A 16169-nucleotide genomic window follows, 5' to 3' on the forward strand; every position below is an offset into this window, starting at 1 on the left:
GAGGAAGTCATGACCACCAACGTCACCGCGCCAACAACGGCCGGCCACTATCAGCTGACGCATCTGCGCACGCTGGAGGCCGAGGCCATCCACATCATCCGGGAGGTGGCCGCGGAGTTCGAGCGGCCGGTGCTGCTGTTCTCCGGCGGCAAGGACTCCATCGTCATGCTGCACCTGGCGGTCAAGGCGTTCGCGCCGGGCCGGTTGCCGTTCCCGGTGATGCACGTCGACACCGGCCACAACTTCGACGAGGTCATCGCCGCCCGCGACGAGTTGGTCGAGCGGACCGGCGTGCGGCTGGTGGTTGCCAGCGTGCAGGACGACATCGACGCCGGGCGGGTGATTGACGACGGGCCCTCGCGCAACCCGCTGCAGACCGTCACCTTGCTGCGGGCCATCCGGGAGAACAAGTTCGACGCGGCCTTCGGCGGTGCCCGCCGCGACGAGGAGAAGGCCCGCGCCAAGGAGCGGGTGTTCAGCTTCCGCGACGAGTTCGGCCAGTGGGACCCCAAGGCGCAACGTCCCGAGCTGTGGAACCTCTACAACGGCAGGCACCGCGCCGGCGAGCACATCCGGGTCTTCCCGCTGTCGAACTGGACCGAATTCGACATCTGGTCCTACATCGGCGCCGAGGAAATCACCCTGCCGTCAATCTATTTCGCGCATCAGCGCAAGGTGTTCCAGCGCGACGGGATGCTGCTGGCCGACCACGAATTCCTGCGGCCCGTCGACGGCGAAGAGGTCTTCGAGACCTCAGTGCGTTTCCGCACCGTCGGCGACGTCACCTGCACCGGGTGCGTGGAGTCGACGGCGGACACCGTGGAGGCGGTGATCGCCGAGACCGCGGTGTCGCGGCTGACCGAGCGCGGGGCCACCCGCGCTGATGACCGGATCTCCGAAGCAGGCATGGAAGACCGCAAGAGGCAGGGGTATTTCTGATGAGCGCGGCAACCACGCTGCTTCGTATCGCGACGGCCGGTTCGGTCGACGACGGCAAGTCCACCCTGATCGGGCGGCTGCTGTTCGACTCCAAGGCCGTCATGGAGGACCAGCTGGCCTCGGTCGAGCGCACCTCGCGCGAGCGCGGTCACGACTACACCGACCTGGCGCTGGTCACCGACGGTTTGCGTGCCGAGCGCGAGCAGGGCATCACCATCGACGTCGCCTACCGCTACTTCGCCACGCCCAAGCGGAAATTCATCATCGCCGACACGCCCGGGCACATCCAGTACACCCGCAACATGGTCACCGGTGCCTCGACCGCCCAGGTGGCGATCGTGCTGGTCGACGCGCGCCACGGTTTGCAGGAGCAGTCGCGCCGGCACACCTTCCTGGCGTCGCTGCTCGGGATCCGCCACATCGTGCTCGCGGTCAACAAGATGGATCTGATCGACTGGGACGCTGAGCGATTCGAGGCGATCCGCGACGACTTCCACTCGTTCGCCACCCGCCTGGACGTGCACGACGTGACGACCATCCCGATCTCCGCGCTGCTCGGTGACAATGTGGTGACCAAGTCCGACAAGACTCCCTATTACGAGGGCCCGGCACTGTTGTCGCACCTCGAAGACGTCTACATCGCCGGTGACCGCAACCTCGTCGACGTGCGCTTCCCGGTGCAGTACGTGATCCGTCCTCAAACCCATGAACACGCCGATCACCGCAGCTACGCCGGCACGGTGGCCAGCGGTGTGCTGCGTCCCGGTGACGACGTGGTGGTGCTGCCGTCGGGCAAACCGACCCGCATCGCGTCGATCGAGGGCCCCAATGGCGCGGTGGCCGAAGCGTTTCCGCCGATGGCGGTGTCGGTCAGCCTCGATGACGACATCGACATCTCCCGCGGCGACATGATCGCCCGCACCAACAACCAGCCGCGCATCGCCCAAGACTTCGACGCCACGGTGTGCTGGATGGCCGACGGCGCGTCGCTGCGACCCGGCAATGACTACATCATCAAGCACACCACCCGCACCACCCGGGTGAAGGTGATGGCGCTGGATTACCGTCTCGACGTCAACACCTTGCACCGGGACAAGGAAGCGAACTCGTTGCAGCTCAACGAACTCGGTCGTGTCTCGTTGCGCGCCCAGGTTCCGCTGATGCTCGATGAATTCAGCCACAACGACGCCACCGGATCGTTCATCCTCATCGACCTGGCCACCAATGGAACGGTGGCGGCCGGCATGGTGCTGCGCGATGTGTCGGGCCGTGCCGCCAGCCCCAACACGGTGCGCCACGACTCGCTGGTCACCGCGACCGACCGGTTGTCGAAGGGTCGCACGGTGTGGCTGACCGGACTGTCCGGCGCCGGCAAGTCGTCGGTGGCCATGCGCGTCGAGCAGCTGCTGCTCGAACGGGGAACGCCCGCCTACGTTCTCGACGGCGACAACCTGCGGCACGGGCTCAACGCCGACCTTGGCTTCTCGATGGCCGACCGCGCCGAGAACCTGCGCCGGCTGGCGCACGTGGCGACCCTGCTGGCCGATTCCGGGCAGATCGTGCTGGTGCCGGCGATCAGTCCGCTGATCGAACACCGCCAGCTGGCCCGTCAGGTGCACACCGATGCCGGTTTCGATTTCGTCGAGGTGTTCTGCGATACCCCGCTGGAACAGTGCGAGCAGCGCGATCCCAAGGGGCTGTACGCCAAGGCGCGTGCGGGTCTGATCACCCACTTCACCGGCATCGACAGCCCCTATCAGCGCCCGCGCAACCCCGACGTGCGGTTGAGCCCGCAGGACAGCGTCGATGAACAGGCCCGCCAGGTCATCGCCGCGATCGAGGCCCGCAAGTGAACGATCACCAGCTGGCCGCCCAACTCGCCGCCGACGCGGGTCGGCTGCTGCTGGCAGTCCGCGAGGAACTGGCCGATGCACCAGCAGCCGAGCGGAAAGCCGCCGGCGACAAGCGCTCTCACGACTACCTGATGACAGCGCTGGCCGCCGAACGCCCCGACGACGCGGTGCTGTCGGAGGAGGGCGCCGACGATCCGGTCCGGTTGCGCGCCGAGCGGGTGTGGATCGTCGACCCGCTGGACGGCACCCGGGAGTTCTCCGAGCTGGACCGTGACGACTGGGCCGTGCACGTCGCGCTGTGGCAGGCCGGAGAACTGACCGCTGGCGCGGTCGCCCTGCCGGCACGCGGCATCACCTTGGCCACCCCGACCGTCACCGCGCCGCCCCCGCATACCGGCCAGCCGCGGATCGCGGTGTCGCGCAGCCGCCCGCCGGCGATCGCCGAGACCGTGCGTGAGCGCCTCGACGCCGTGCTGGTGCCGATGGGCTCGGCCGGGGTCAAGGTCGCCGCCGTCGTGCAGGGCGCCGCTGATGTCTACGTACATGCCGGCGGGCAGTACGAGTGGGACTCGGCCGCCCCGGTGGCCGTCGCCCGGGCCGCCGGCCTGCACACCTCGCGTATCGACGGCTCGCCGCTGGCTTACAACCGGCCCGATCCGCTGTTGCCGGACCTGGTGGTCTGCCGCCCCGAATACGCCCAAGCAGTGCTCGCCGCGATCGGCTGAGGCCACCGGAAAATCGACTGCCCGCCTCCTCCTCATCGCTTCGCTCTGCATCGTCGCCGGGCGCAGATGGCAGAATCCCCATGATGCGGATGTCGGCCAAGGCGGAATACGCGGTGCGGGCGATGGTCCAACTCGCCACCGCCGACCCGGGCACTTTGGTCAAGACCGATGAGATTGCCGCTGCTCAGGGCATTCCGGCGCAGTTCCTGGTCGACATCCTGTCGGATCTGCGCACCGACCGGCTGGTGCGTAGCCAGCGCGGCCGCGACGGCGGCTACGAACTGGCCCGCGCGGCCACCGAGATCAGCGTCGCCGACGTGCTGCGCAGCATCGACGGCCCGCTGGCCAGCGTCCGTGACATCGGCCTGGGTGATCTGCCCTATGCGGGCCCTACCGCCGCGCTGACCGACGTGTGGCGGGCGCTGCGGGCCAGCATGCGTTCGGTGCTCGAGCAGACCAGCCTGGCCGACGTGGCCTCCGGTGAGCTGCCCGCGCACGTCGCCGAATTCGCCACCGACTACCGCACCCAGGAACGCCAGCGCGGCCACGGCAGCTGATTCGGTGGTCCAGCTTCGGCTCTCCTTCGTCGAGCCTCGCCAACCGCCGGGGCTGATTCGGCGGTCCAGCTTCGGCTCTCCTTCGTCGAGCCTCGCTAACCGCCGGGGCTGAGTGCTAGGGACCCGAGCCGTAGGGCCGGGTGAGGATCTCCATCGCATGACCGTCGGGATCGCGGAAATACACGCCGCGGCCGCCGTCGCGGTGGTTGATCTCGCCGGGGCGTTCGGCGCGCGGGTCGGCCCAATGCTCGATGCCGCGCGCGGAGATCTTGCCGTAGATGGCGTCGAAGTCGTCCTCGGACACCATGAACGCGTAATGCTGAGGCAGGATCTCCTCGGTAGCCGGCACGTCGGCGTAATCGAGGCTGGCGTCGTGGTCGAGCCCGACGACCATGAAATGGCCGAACGGCTGCGGATCGGGCAGGCCGAACAGCTCCGCCAGAAACGCCGCGGAGGCCTGTTTGTCGTGGGCGGCGACGATCGTGTGATTGAAGGAAATACTCATTCCCCAAGTGTCGGCCGCGCTCGGCGCTCATGCCACAATCGCCGACATGCAGGTCGGAATGACGATGCCGGTGATGGAGCCGGATCTGGATGCAACGCTGCTGCGGGATTGGGCGCACGCGGTAGACGAGGGGCCGTTCTCGTCGCTGAGCTGGGGCGAGCGGATCGCCTTCACCAACCCCGACAGCCTGACGCTGTTGGGCGCGTTGTCGGCGTGGACCGAGCGGGTGCGGCTGGTGACGACGGTCATCGTCCCCCAACTGCACGATCCGGTCATGCTGGCCAAGGCGCTGGCCACCGCGGACCTGCTCAGCGGCGGGCGGCTGACCGTCGGCATCGGGGTGGGTGGCCGCCATGAGGACTACTGCGCCGTGGGCGCCGATCCGGCGACGCAGACGATGCGGGAGATGGCCGAGCGGGTCGCGATCATGAAGCGGGTCTGGGCGGGGGAGAAGCTCACCGAGTCGGTGCTGCCGGTCGGGCCGGCGCCCACCCAACCCGGCGGGCCGCCACTGGTGGTCGGCACCATCGGCCCGAAAACCCTGCGCAGTGCGGCGACTTGGGCCGAAGGCCTGGCCGGCATCACGATGGATCTCGACGTGGCCAAGCAGAACGAGTTGTTCGACGTCGCCCGGCAGGCCTGGCGGCAGGCCGGCAAGGCCGAGCCGTATCTGGCGACGTCGTTCTGGTTCGCGCTGGGTGAGCGCGACGCCGCCCGCAACCAGGTGCGCGAGCATCTGCTGCGCTACATGAACTGGATTCCCGCCGAGTACGTCGAGGCGATGGCCCCGACCACCGGCTGGGCCGGCAGCGAGGACGAGCTCCTTGAGGTGCTGCGCAGCTTCCAGGCGGTGGGCGCCGACGAGATCCACCTGATTCCAACGAGTTCCGACCGTGACCAGCTGCGGTGCGCCGCGGAGGTGGTCGCCGAGTTTCGCCGCTGAGGCCCAGCGACCGCCGCTAACAGCCGTTGCGACACGGTTACGGAAGCGTCTCCATCAACAACTCGCTGGTCACAACCGCCTCAAACGCCACTATCGTCACAGCAGGCGAGGCCCGGAGCGGTCCCGGAAAGGTGTGACATGTCGGCGACGCGTCGAATCGTCTCGGCCGCGATGGTGCCGGCGGTCGTGCTCGGGATGGTTCTCGCCACCGAGTTCGCGCCGCCGGCGATGGCGGCGACCTGCAATGCCCCCGAGGCCAATATCGACCCGCCGCCGGGTTCGCCCTCGACCGGAGCGGGTCAGATGCCCAGTGGGCGGCGGCCACGCGGCACCAATGACCAAGCGCCACTGCCCAAACTGGGGCCGCTGATCGCCGCCCTGATCAACCCCAACGGAACCATCAAGCAGCAGGCCGCGGTGGTGCCCCCGGCGCCGTCCCCGGATGGTCAGGTCGCGCCGAACGCCGCCCAACCGGTTCAGCCCGTTCCCAACGCCGGCGCAGATCCAGGCTTGTCGACCGCCGACGCCGCCGGGGCGATCGCGGGTTCGCAGACGTCGCTGGTGGAGTGGATGACCGGGCCCAACAGCCCCAACCAAACCCTGCAACGCTTCGGTATCTCCGGCACCGACCTCGGAATCCCTTGGGACAACGGCGATCCCGCCAACCGCCAAGTCCTCTACGCGTTCGGCGACACCTTCGGCTACTGCCGCATCCAAGGCAAGCAGTGGCGGCAGAACGTGCTGTTCCGCAGTCCGGACAACAACCTGGCCGACGGCATCACGGTGGGCCCTGGCGCCGTCGGCAACAAGTACTCGGGTTCGCCACTGCGCCAAGCGAACTTCTCCAAGCAGATCCTGCCCGCCGTCCAACTGGCACGGCACCAGGAGGGCATGATCCCCACCGCCGCCATCGGGATCGGCGGCAACCAGTACATGAACTTCATGTCCATCAAGCAGTGGGGCCGCGACGGCGAATGGTCCACCAACTACTCGGCGATCGCGGTCTCCAACGACAACGGCGAAACGTGGGGCGTCTATCCGGGCACGGTGCGTTCGACGTCGCCAGAGAACGTTCCGCGGGCGCGCTTCGTCCCCGGTAACGAGAATTTCCAGATGGGTGCGTTCCTGCGTGGGGGCGATGGCTTCCTGTACTCCTATGGGACCCCATCGGGCCGCGGCGGCTCGGCGTACCTGTCGCGGGTGCCCGAGCGCGCCATCCCCGACGTCGCGCAGTACCAGTACTGGAATGGCGACAGCGGATCCTGGGTGCCCAACAACCCGGCAGCGGCCACGCCGGTGATCCCCGGACCGGTGGGCGAGATGTCGGTGCAGTACAACACCTATCTGCGGCAGTATTTGGCGCTCTACGGCAACGGCGGCAACGACGTCGTAGCCCGCACCGCTCCCACGCCGCAGGGCCCGTGGAGCGCCGAGCAGACGCTGATTCCCACCGGCCAGATTCCCGGCGGCATCTACGCGCCGTACATGCACCCGTGGTCGACGGGCAAAGAGGTGTACTTCACCTTGTCGCTGTGGAACGCCTACGACGTGATGCTGATGCGCACCGTGCTGGGCTGAGGCCCGGCTCAGCTGTCGAGCACCGTCCGCAACGCCGCACCGGTTTCGGCGACAATCCCGGGGGTGTAGGCGGGCATGTTGATGATCACGCCGCCGACACCGGCGTCGAGCACCTTGGCCTTGACCTGGTCGGCGATCGATTCGGGGCTGCCGGCCACCATGCGCTGGCTCATCTCGGCGGGGATCTGATCGGCGGTGACGTTCGGGCCGGCCAGCACGGTGAGCAACTGGCTGGTCTCCAGGGTGGCCGGATCGCGGCCAATCTCCTCGCAGCTGCGCTGCACCGCGGCCACCTTCGTGGGTAGCTCGTCGAATCCGGCGATGATGTTGAGGTGATCGAACTGGCGTGCCGCCAGCGGGATCGTCTTCTTCTCGCCGCTGCCGCCGATCAGCAGCGGAATGTGGTCGCGGAGGCGGGGTTCGGCCATCGCCTCCCGGGTGCGATACCACTTGCCCTCGAAGGTCGGCCGCTCACCTTTGAGCATCGGCAGGATGATCTGCAGCGCCTCGTCGAGCCGGTTGAACCGGTCGGTGAAGGTGCCGAATTCGAAACCCAGCTGGTCGTGTTCGAGTTCGAACCATCCGGTGCCGATGCCCAGGATCGCGCGTCCGGCGCTGACGACGTCCAGGGTGGTGATGATCTTGGCCAGCAGGGCCGGGTTGCGGTAGGTGTTCCCGGTGACCAGCGTGCCCAGCTGGACCCGTTCGGTCGCGGTGGCCAGTGCGCCCAGGGCCGTGTAGGCCTCGAGCATCGGCTGGTCGGGGGAGCCCAGCATGGGCAGTTGGTAGAAGTGGTCCATCACGAACACCGCGTCGAAGCCGGCGGCTTCGGCCTCGCGGGCTTGGGCGATGACGGTGGGGAACAGCTCCGAAACGTCGGTGCCGTACGAGAAGTTGGGAATCTGGAAGCCAAGGCGAATCGTCACTCGGTTGAGCCTAGGGGCGTGGGAGGCTTCGCCGGGATGATTCCGCTCTCCGCGAAGCGGGGAAGCGAGGGCGCCTAGGTCTTGCATTTCCCGTGTTGCTTGATTGTTCCAGTGACTGCACGCGCCGAAACGGCTGTCGCTGAGCGATCGCTAATCAGCGTAGCGGGCACCCGCTTGGCGGGTCAGGTGGTCGATCTGCAGGTACGTCGCATAGATCACCAGAGGCGGCAACAGGATGAACGGCACGTTCTCCCCGATGAACTTGAACCAGAAGCCCCAACTGCCCTGCCCGATGTCGGCGAACCCCGCGCCTACTTCGCTGAGGAAGTAGACCGCGGTACTGCTCATCAACACCGAAATGCCGATCAGTACGACCCACAGGCAGCGGATTCGGGATTCCAGCGGCAGCGTCGCGCGCAGCAGTTTGGTCCACATCACGAAGACGGTGATGCCGGTGCTGACCCCGACCACCTCGAGGGCGAACACCCACGGATTGCCGCTGACGTAGCGGGTGTCAGCCAGCCCGTATTGCCACCACAGCCACTTCCAGCCCGGATCGTCGGTAGGCGCCCACCAGCCCAGCGGTTGACCGATCAGGAACATCAGCTCGTAGCCGATCTGGCTGGCCGCGGTGAACGGGATGTAGAACAGCGTCAACTCGGCAGCCCGGTCCAGCCGGCCGCGATGCTCACCGGGCGCATCCCACAGGATCACGAAGGGCAGCAGCATCACCGGGATCCCGAAGATCATGTTGGCGATCACGTCCACCCGGAAGCTGGCCGGAATGATGCGCAAGCTGACCGCCATGGTCAGCAGCAGAAACATGCCCAGCACGAACAGGGCAGTGCCGGTGTAAATGCGCAACCGGTGCGGAGCCCAGGGCCGGGCGAAATCCGTCTCATGGTCCTGCACGGCAGTCATCGTCGTCCCTCGCGGTGCAATCTCAACTACTTGCTATTGCGAGGCAGCCTATCCCGAGGCGCTGGTGAACGGCATGGTTTTGAGGACCGGGGCTCGGCGCGGCGAGGTGTTTTCCGGGGACTGCTCGACGCTGGCCCGTAACGCACGGCAGAGGCGATATTGAAAGTGCCCCCGGCAGGATTCGAACCTGACGAGACATCCGACGTGGCTGATTTCTCTAACTGTGGTTTTCATGCCCTGAACTGCTGGTAAGGCACTTCAACCACTCCCGCAGTATAGGACATTGCCGGGCGTATTGGTACATTAATGTTGCACGGATCTTGCACGGGAAAGGCGCCACGATGGCGAAGAAGCGCGGGTTTGGCCGCTTGCGGGAGCTGCCGAGCGGCCGGTATCAGGCTGCGTACATCGGGCCCGACGGCAACCTGCACACCGCGCCGAACACATTCCCCGAGCAATTCCAGGCCGAGGGCTGGCTGGCCGACGAGCGCCGGAAGATCGATCTCGGAACATGGGGCGCGGTCGAATCATCGGATGGCATAACACTGCGCGCCTATGCGGATCGGTGGATCGGGCAGCGACAGCTACGGACCCGCACCGAGCAGCATTACCGCTCGATGCTGGATCGGCTGATCTTGCCCGATCTCGGCGATATCAAGCTGGTGAAGTTGACCCCGGCGCGGGTACGCGAATGGCACGCCGCGCTCGGCTCCGAGCATCCGACCCGCAACGCTCACGCCTATGCGCTCCTCCATGCCATCTGCGCGACCGCCGTGCAAGACGAGGTGCTCGACGCCAATCCCTGCCGTATCCGAGCGGCGATGCAGACCAAACGCCGCCGCGACGTAGAAGTGCTCACCCCGGCCCAGGTCGACAAGCTCGCCGCCAAGATGCCAGCCGAACTGCGCGCAAGCGTGATTCTGGCCGCGTGGTGCGGACTTCGGTGGGGTGAAACATCCGAGCTGCGGCGCAAGGACATTCCCGCCGACTGCTCGGTGCTGCGTATCCGGCGGGCCGTCACCTACAGGGGAGGTAAGTTCTCCGTGGGGGAGCCAAAGACAGCCGCCGGCATCCGCGACGTGACCGTGCCTCCGCACATCCGCCCAGTGCTCAAAGCCCATCTGGCGAAGCATGTTGGCAAGGACGGCGATTCCCTCTTGTTTGCCGACAACGACGGCACCCACCTGATGGCCGACCGCTACCGAACCCATTGGGAGAAAGCCCGCGAGGCTGTCGGCAAGCCTAGATTGCGCGTGCATGATCTGCGGCACGTCGGTGCGGTTCTTGCCGCCCAATCTGGCGCCACTACAGCGGAACTCATGCACCGTCTTGGGCACACGACACCCGTTATGGCGTTGCGCTATCAGCACGTAGCCGAGGGCCGCGACGCGGAGATTGCCGAACGCCTGTCGCGGCTCGCCGCCGCAGCGGACACGCCGAAGTGATGGGACTTAGCCACAAAAATGAGGGCGCGCTGATACTCTTGGTTCGGCTGCGACCAGGAGTCGCAGCTCAACTGAACACAGCTAGCTAGCCCGAATGGCGGCCCAGGGGGCCGGAATACGGCGAGCGGTTATTTCTCCCAGGAGGAGAACACCGAGCAAGCATCACAACCACATGGGTTGTGAATTGCAGCAGGTGTTCTCCTCGTTTCGTTCTTTGGGAGAAACATGCCTCACCCAACCAACCGCCGCGAACGTCGCCATCCTGAACTCATCGGCCTGACCGAGGCTGCCGAACGGTGCGGCGTCCATTACCGCACCATTCGTCGCTGGATAGCCTCCGGCCAGCTCAAAGCCGTGAGGGTTGGTCCGCGACTGCTCAAGGTCGACGCCGCGCAACTCGACGCCATGCTGCAGCCATTGGGCGGTGGTGCCTGATGACTCGCCATCGAGGGCGTCGACCAAAAGAAGTCGGCGGCTCAAGTGTCGCCACCAGAACCGCCGCTCCCGCTACCGACAACAGTACCCGAATCCATCGCTCCGAGGATGGTTACACGCCACCGACCGCCGATGAGCGGTATGAGGCTTGGATTCTCGCCGAAGCGCAGAACCTCGGTTACCAGCTGTCGTGTCGGTGCCTGGATTGCCGTCGCCCGCTGACGGACAGAATCAGCGTCAGATACCGCCGAGGCAGAGTGTGTCGCCAGCGGGCGGGGGTGGTCGCATGAACGCCACCGCATCCCGCTCCGTTTCTTGGTGGCCGACACACGAGTTCGTGGCCGAGCTGCTCGCGCAGGCGAACACCGCCCCGCCGATGGCCGGCACGCCCGCATGGTGCGCGCTCGCTGACGATGACCCGTTGAAGCTGCTGTCACTCGCCCAGGCCGGCGAACACCATGTGCTTCGCATGGAAGTTGCGCAGGGACATCGCGCCGCGGCATCTCGCGCTGTTGCCGCGTCTGTCGACTGGGGCAAGGTTGGTCGAGAGATCCACCAGCGGGCCGAGTTCCGGGCCGCGCATCCGTGGTCGCGACGCAAGGCGGTGTCGTGATGGATCTCAGTGAGTTTGAGGCCGATTGGGCCGATGTGCCGCCGCCCGACGACCCGTGGGAGGAGTCCCACAAGACGCCCGCCGGCAGTATCGCCTGCCGACTACTCACCCGCTCCGCGCTGGAGAATCTGCCCGATCCGCAGCCACTCATCGACAATGTCCTAGACCAGGGGACGTCGGCAATCCTGTACGGCAAGTGGGGAACCGGTAAATCGTTCGTCGCGCTGGACTGGGCGGCGTCGGTGGCGACGAGTCGCAACTGGCAGGGCAGGACCACGGTGCAGCGCCGGGTGTTGTACGTCGCTGCTGAGGGTGCCTACGGCCTCAAGGGACGCCTCCACGCCTGGGAGGCCGGCTGGCAGGTGCAGATTCCCGATGAGCGGTTCCACGTCCTCCCACGGCCGGTGAACCTGACCAGGCCGCTGGAGGCAGCCGAACTGGTGACGGTCGTGGCCGATGGCGGTTACGGGATGGTCGTGCTCGACACCCTGGCGCGGTGCATGGTCGGCGGCGACGAGAACCATGCCAGAGACACGGGTCTGGTGATCGACGTCATGAGCCAGCTCCGCGAAGCCACCCCGGGCGGTCTCGGCGTCGTGCTCGGCGTGCACCACACCGGAAAGGACGGCAAGACCCTACGCGGTTCGTCATCACTTGAGGCCGGGGTCGACACGGTCTATTCGCTGACGGCCGAGGGCAGGCAGATCACCCTGGATCGGGAGAAGCGAAAGGACGGCCCGCCGGTCGACCGACACGTCCTGAAAATCGACCCGGTGGAGGGCACAGGAAGTGCCGTAATTTCACTCCACTTCGGCGTGGAGTGCTCACCCCGAAATGACGCTCTTTACTCCGCGTTCCTCCAACACTTCTCCACCACGGGTGCCACTAACACCGAGCTGCGCAAGGTGACCGACCTCAGCGAGGGAAGTTACTACCGGGCGCGTGATGACCTGCTGAAACGCGGCCTGCTGGTCAACACCGGCACTGAGAAACGTCCGTTCTACAAGGCGTCGCAATCGTGAATCACTCCACCACTCCACTTTCACTCCACCCCGTCGCTCTCCACTCCACCACTCCACTCTCCTTTAGGAGTGGAGTGAGTGGAGGAGCCGGAGCAAAACCGGAAGGCATTGACCCGCAAATGACCCGCTCCCGAGCATCCGCCAAGGCCGCTGGAACCCGCTTCGAAGGCGTCATTGCCACCGCCCTCCGCTACGCCCTCGCCGACGACCGAATCGAACGGCGCGCGCGCAACGGCGCGAAAGACCGCGGCGACATCGGCGGCGTCCGTGCTCACGGCCAGCGCGTCGTGATCGAGTGCAAGGACTGTGCCCGTGTCGATCTGCCCGCCTGGACCCGTGAGGCCCGCACGGAGGCCGGCAACGACGACGCTCTGGTCGGTGTCGTCGTCCACAAGCGCCACGGGGTCGGTGATCCGTTGCAGCAGTGGGTGTCGATGACCCTGGCCGATCTAGTGGCGCTGCTGACTGGCCAGGGGGTGGATCAATGACGCCCGCCGCCATCCTCGCCCGTCGTTGCAAAGACTGCGGTGCCCCACTGGAATCCCGCAGACGATGGCTATGCGGCAAGTGCCTTCACCGCCGCATCAAGCGTGGCGGTCGCCGATGACCACCGACCCCGAGGGCGCCGTCCAGCTGCTCAGCGCGATTCTGGCCGGCGTCCCCGCACTTCCCGGTGCGGCGTGCCGAGACCGCCTGGAGACGTTCGACGCAGCGGCCAGCGGTGACCGCGAAGCCGCCGAAGCCGCCGTCGAAATCTGCCGCGCCTGTCCTGCGTTCGTCGCGTGCGAGCGGTGGGCCGAGCGCGCCTACCCGCAGAAGAAACCCGCCGGGGTTCTGGCCGGCCAGTTCATCCCACCAGCGAAAGCACGGAAGCGAGTAACCGCATGACCACCACCGAGGGCATGACGCCCGATGACATCATCGCCGCCGGATTATCAGCAGCCGAGCAGATGCGCGAGCAGATCAAGATGATTGAGCACGCCCGCGACACCCAGCCCGAGCGGCTGGCGAAAGCCCGCGCCGATGCCGAGACCGCGGCCGACTGGTCGCGCATCGAAGAACCGTTCAGCCAGTACGTGACGGAACTTCGTGCGCACACCCGTGACGGTGATCCGGCTTCGACCACCATCGCGTTGCCGAGCATGCAGGCCAAGGCGATGTACGGCATCAGGTTGGCGTTCGACGCCCTCGATGCCGGCGAAGACCCCGACCGGCTCGATGAGGTCAAGAACCGGTACTTCACGATGGTGGGTGGCGATCCCGGCTTGGCGTTCTTGGTTTTCGCCGAGGCGCTGGAAACCGTCGCCAGCCTCGTCGTCCCGCAATTGCTCGATGACCTTGAGCAGCACGGCAGCAACTACGACGCCCGCGTGATGCTCGCCGAGGCCCGCGTGAAGGCGTGGAGTGACCGCGTAGGTAACCACGGCCAGGCGTTCACCGACGACGATGGGGGCGACGAGTGAGCGCCCCAGACGGCCCCGTGCTGCCGCCTATCGTCGTGCGTGCCGTCGTTACTCAGGCCGGCGACCTACACCTGTGCAACACCGGCCTGAGTCTGCTGTACGGCGTCCCCGAGAGCGCAATCGTCTCGGGGATGGAGCATCCCGCCGAGTGGCATCGGAGTGCAGTTCGTCGGCTGAATGAGGCGCACGCCCACACTGGGCAGACGGGATTGGTTGCGGCCCTGGGATACTGGTCCGATCTTGAGCGGGACGGGGCCGAGCTGGTCGTCATCCAGCGGGACGAGCGTGAGCCGTGAACCTGACCGACCAACAGGCCGCAGCGGTTCGCTATTGCGTTGCTGATGTCATTCGTCGGCGGCGGCTCGGCGGCGCTCCGATCCCGGCTTGGCTACGTGATCTGAGCAGCACAATGTCCGTTAGAGGACAGGAACCGCAAGTCGCTCAGTCACACTCAGTACAGCAGCCGATCAGCTCGGCCCAGGCGGCAAAGCTGATCGGCTGCACCCGGCGCCATATTGGCCGGATCGCCACCGACCTCGACGGTTTGCTAGTCGCGGGCCGTTGGACATTCGACCCGGCGAAGGTCGCCGAGTATGCCGCAGCGAAAAAGGAGTTCCGAGGATGACCGAGACACCCACCCCGGCACCGGCCGAACCGGTGACACCGGCAACCGAGGGTCTGGCGGGCCTGCTGGCCGCCGCCGCCGAACAGACGCTGGCCAGCATGAGCGCCGAGGCGTTCGCCGAGCTGGTGCAGCGGGTCCGCCCGCCCGACGAGCAGCCCGCAGCGCCCGTGCGACCCCAGGGCAGCCCGCCACCGTCGCGGATGCCGGTGGTACCGAGCGAACCAACACCGGACCAGGCCGCCGCCATGGAGCGCTACCGCCAACCGAGCTACCCGGCCTCGTGGGGCTTCCAACGTGAGGAGTCGAAGTGAGCTACTACCTGAATTGGGGCGATATTGATCGCCTCGTCACCGCGACCACCGGGGCCGGCGGAACCATCCCGGCCGCAGTCGCCGAGGCAATTGCGCTGCGCGACACCATCAACGGCTGGACCCCCCCGCCGTCGCCTGACCTCGCCGCGATCATCAAGCGCGGCGAACTGACCGCGAAGAACGCGCACAAGACGCTGACCGAGGCGTTGGTGCAGCCGAACCGCAGTCCCGCCGACATCACCCACGCTGCCCTGGGCGCACTCTGCGATCACACCGCCGTCCTGGTCAAGGCTCACGCCGATGAACTGGTGGAGTCGCTACAGAAACCGCACGCCGCAGCCTCCGCAGCGATGGCCGCAGCCGCCGAGGTGGTAGACGCCCAGGCCGGTGCCGAACAGGCACTGGCCCTCGACGGCGGGCCGGAAGCCTGGCGCGAGCTGGCGCAGGCACGGCGCGTACTGGACCAGATCGACGTCGTGGTCGAGGCCCTGGTCGAAAAGTATGAAGTGCTCGGCCAGCGCGAACCCTGGATGCATCAGCGCAACATCCGCCACGCGGCCATGTACTGCGCCACCCAGGACAGTTACCCGGCCGCCTACGCGGTCCTGGCGACCCGCAACGGCAGCGGTGGCGCCCGGGGTGGCCGCTGGCATCACGCACCCGGTGCGTTGAAACTCCAGCTCCCCAGTCGCGCCGCCGAGCTGGTCGACGACTTCCGGCAACGCCACATCGAGGCGGAAGCCGAGCACTACGCGGCGACCCACGGCACGCTGCCCGCCCCGGCATAACCCCCCTACGAAAGGAACTCTCATGCCCGAAGCAACACCGCTATTCCGCCCCGGTGCCGAGGTCACTGCACTGACTTCGGCTGCTGTTACCGGAAAGCGTTTCGTCGGCCTCTCGGCAACCCGTGACGGCTTCACCGGCCTGGTGAAGGTCGCCCATGCCGGCCAGGGCGCCAAGGCATTTGGTGTGGCCGCCTACGACGCGGCCTCTGGCGCAACCCTGCCGATCCTGCGTGGCGGCATCGTGCCCGTCACCGCTGGCGGCTCGATCACCGCCGGCGATCAGGTGGAGGTCGGCACCGACGGCAAGGCCGTCAAGCTCGCCTCCGGCGTGGCCGTCGGCCAGGCCATCGAAACCGCTACCAGTGGCGACGACGTGTTCGTTGCGCTGTTCGTCTAAGTCCGATCTGAGGCAAAGGGGCACGGCATGACATTCACGCTTCCCAAGATCGGCGAGAACGGCGTCCCCAACCCGCTCACGTCCCCCATCAGCGCCTACCGGTACGCCGACGCCAAACGCAAG

Annotated in this window: 21 protein-coding genes; 17 read left to right on the forward strand and 4 right to left on the reverse strand. The window is 66.8% G+C overall.

Going from position 1 to position 16169, the window contains the following annotated elements:
- The first annotated feature begins 9 nt into the window (after window positions 1–9).
- From cysD to A5648_RS00370, 4 genes are all read left to right on the forward strand, one after another.
- A complete protein-coding gene (cysD, locus tag A5648_RS00355) occupies window positions 10–939 on the forward strand; it encodes a sulfate adenylyltransferase subunit CysD (RefSeq protein ID WP_065022631.1) in 930 nt (309 codons plus the stop codon).
- Entirely contained in the window at window positions 939–2792 is a 1854-nt protein-coding gene (cysC, locus tag A5648_RS00360) for an adenylyl-sulfate kinase (RefSeq protein WP_065022632.1), read from the forward strand. The genes cysD and cysC overlap by 1 nt, the downstream gene beginning before the upstream one ends.
- Window positions 2789–3517 carry a 3'(2'),5'-bisphosphate nucleotidase CysQ gene (locus A5648_RS00365; RefSeq protein ID WP_065022633.1) on the forward strand — a complete coding sequence of 243 codons (729 nt, stop codon included), beginning with the start codon at window positions 2789–2791 and terminating at the stop codon, window positions 3515–3517. Before cysC ends, A5648_RS00365 begins: the two co-directional genes overlap by 4 nt.
- 83 nt (window positions 3518–3600) lie before the next feature.
- Window positions 3601–4074, forward strand: a complete 474-nt coding sequence (locus A5648_RS00370; protein WP_065022685.1) for an Rrf2 family transcriptional regulator — start codon at window positions 3601–3603, stop codon at window positions 4072–4074.
- Window positions 4075–4189: 115 nt separating this feature from the next.
- Here A5648_RS00370 and A5648_RS00375 read toward each other — a convergent pair whose 3' ends face one another.
- On the reverse strand, window positions 4190–4579 hold the full coding sequence (locus A5648_RS00375; protein WP_065022634.1) for a VOC family protein: 390 nt from the start codon (window positions 4577–4579) through the stop codon (window positions 4190–4192).
- Between the two features lie 46 nt (window positions 4580–4625).
- Between A5648_RS00375 and A5648_RS00380 the strand changes: the two genes are divergently transcribed.
- The gene (locus A5648_RS00380; protein ID WP_065022686.1) at window positions 4626–5522 is read left to right on the forward strand and encodes an LLM class flavin-dependent oxidoreductase; all 897 of its coding nucleotides are present in this window, start codon (window positions 4626–4628) and stop codon (window positions 5520–5522) included.
- A 138-nt stretch (window positions 5523–5660) separates the two neighbouring features.
- Window positions 5661–7100: a DUF4185 domain-containing protein gene (locus tag A5648_RS00385; protein ID WP_065022635.1), complete on the forward strand. Its 1440-nt coding sequence runs from the start codon at window positions 5661–5663 to the stop codon at window positions 7098–7100.
- 8 nt (window positions 7101–7108) lie between these two features.
- Here the strand turns inward: A5648_RS00385 and A5648_RS00390 are convergent, their stop codons facing one another.
- On the reverse strand, window positions 7109–8026 hold the full coding sequence (locus tag A5648_RS00390) for an LLM class F420-dependent oxidoreductase (RefSeq protein WP_065022636.1): 918 nt from the start codon (window positions 8024–8026) through the stop codon (window positions 7109–7111).
- 150 nt (window positions 8027–8176) lie between these two features.
- Window positions 8177–8947: an emopamil-binding protein gene (locus A5648_RS00395; RefSeq protein ID WP_065022637.1), complete on the reverse strand. Its 771-nt coding sequence runs from the start codon at window positions 8945–8947 to the stop codon at window positions 8177–8179.
- A gap of 341 nt (window positions 8948–9288) precedes the next feature.
- Between A5648_RS00395 and A5648_RS00400 the strand changes: the two genes are divergently transcribed.
- On the forward strand, window positions 9289–10392 hold the full coding sequence (locus tag A5648_RS00400; RefSeq protein WP_065022638.1) for a tyrosine-type recombinase/integrase: 1104 nt from the start codon (window positions 9289–9291) through the stop codon (window positions 10390–10392).
- A gap of 162 nt (window positions 10393–10554) precedes the next feature.
- On the opposite strand, the gene A5648_RS25050 is transcribed toward A5648_RS00400, so the two are convergent.
- Window positions 10555–10872, reverse strand: coding sequence for a hypothetical protein (locus A5648_RS25050; RefSeq protein ID WP_428844294.1), 318 nt, complete (start codon window positions 10870–10872; stop codon window positions 10555–10557).
- A 241-nt stretch (window positions 10873–11113) separates the two neighbouring features.
- Here A5648_RS25050 and A5648_RS00405 point away from each other — a divergent pair, with 241 nt between their 5' ends.
- From A5648_RS00405 to A5648_RS00445, 10 genes are all read left to right on the forward strand, one after another.
- On the forward strand, window positions 11114–11440 hold the full coding sequence (locus tag A5648_RS00405; protein WP_065022639.1) for a DUF2742 domain-containing protein: 327 nt from the start codon (window positions 11114–11116) through the stop codon (window positions 11438–11440).
- Window positions 11440–12462, forward strand: coding sequence for an AAA family ATPase (locus A5648_RS00410; RefSeq protein WP_131810490.1), 1023 nt, complete (start codon window positions 11440–11442; stop codon window positions 12460–12462). Before A5648_RS00405 ends, A5648_RS00410 begins: the two co-directional genes overlap by 1 nt.
- A gap of 119 nt (window positions 12463–12581) precedes the next feature.
- A complete protein-coding gene (locus A5648_RS00415) occupies window positions 12582–12950 on the forward strand; it encodes a hypothetical protein (protein WP_065022641.1) in 369 nt (122 codons plus the stop codon).
- A gap of 115 nt (window positions 12951–13065) precedes the next feature.
- Window positions 13066–13350, forward strand: a complete 285-nt coding sequence (locus A5648_RS00420) for a hypothetical protein (protein WP_065022642.1) — start codon at window positions 13066–13068, stop codon at window positions 13348–13350.
- Window positions 13347–13925 carry a hypothetical protein gene (locus A5648_RS00425; RefSeq protein ID WP_065022643.1) on the forward strand — a complete coding sequence of 193 codons (579 nt, stop codon included), beginning with the start codon at window positions 13347–13349 and terminating at the stop codon, window positions 13923–13925. Before A5648_RS00420 ends, A5648_RS00425 begins: the two co-directional genes overlap by 4 nt.
- A gap of 35 nt (window positions 13926–13960) precedes the next feature.
- Complete coding sequence (locus A5648_RS00430) at window positions 13961–14221, forward strand: hypothetical protein (RefSeq protein WP_131810491.1); 261 nt, start codon at window positions 13961–13963, stop codon at window positions 14219–14221.
- Entirely contained in the window at window positions 14218–14550 is a 333-nt protein-coding gene (locus A5648_RS23565; protein ID WP_131810492.1) for a hypothetical protein, read from the forward strand. Before A5648_RS00430 ends, A5648_RS23565 begins: the two co-directional genes overlap by 4 nt.
- Window positions 14547–14861 carry a hypothetical protein gene (locus tag A5648_RS00435; RefSeq protein WP_065022645.1) on the forward strand — a complete coding sequence of 105 codons (315 nt, stop codon included), beginning with the start codon at window positions 14547–14549 and terminating at the stop codon, window positions 14859–14861. Before A5648_RS23565 ends, A5648_RS00435 begins: the two co-directional genes overlap by 4 nt.
- On the forward strand, window positions 14858–15649 hold the full coding sequence (locus A5648_RS00440) for a hypothetical protein (RefSeq protein ID WP_065022646.1): 792 nt from the start codon (window positions 14858–14860) through the stop codon (window positions 15647–15649). Before A5648_RS00435 ends, A5648_RS00440 begins: the two co-directional genes overlap by 4 nt.
- 22 nt (window positions 15650–15671) lie before the next feature.
- On the forward strand, window positions 15672–16046 hold the full coding sequence (locus tag A5648_RS00445) for a capsid cement protein (protein ID WP_065022647.1): 375 nt from the start codon (window positions 15672–15674) through the stop codon (window positions 16044–16046).
- Window positions 16047–16169: the final 123 nt, after the last annotated feature.

This window comes from Mycolicibacter sinensis (genome assembly GCF_001673565.1).
Lineage (GTDB): Bacteria > Actinomycetota > Actinomycetes > Mycobacteriales > Mycobacteriaceae > Mycobacterium > Mycobacterium sinense_C.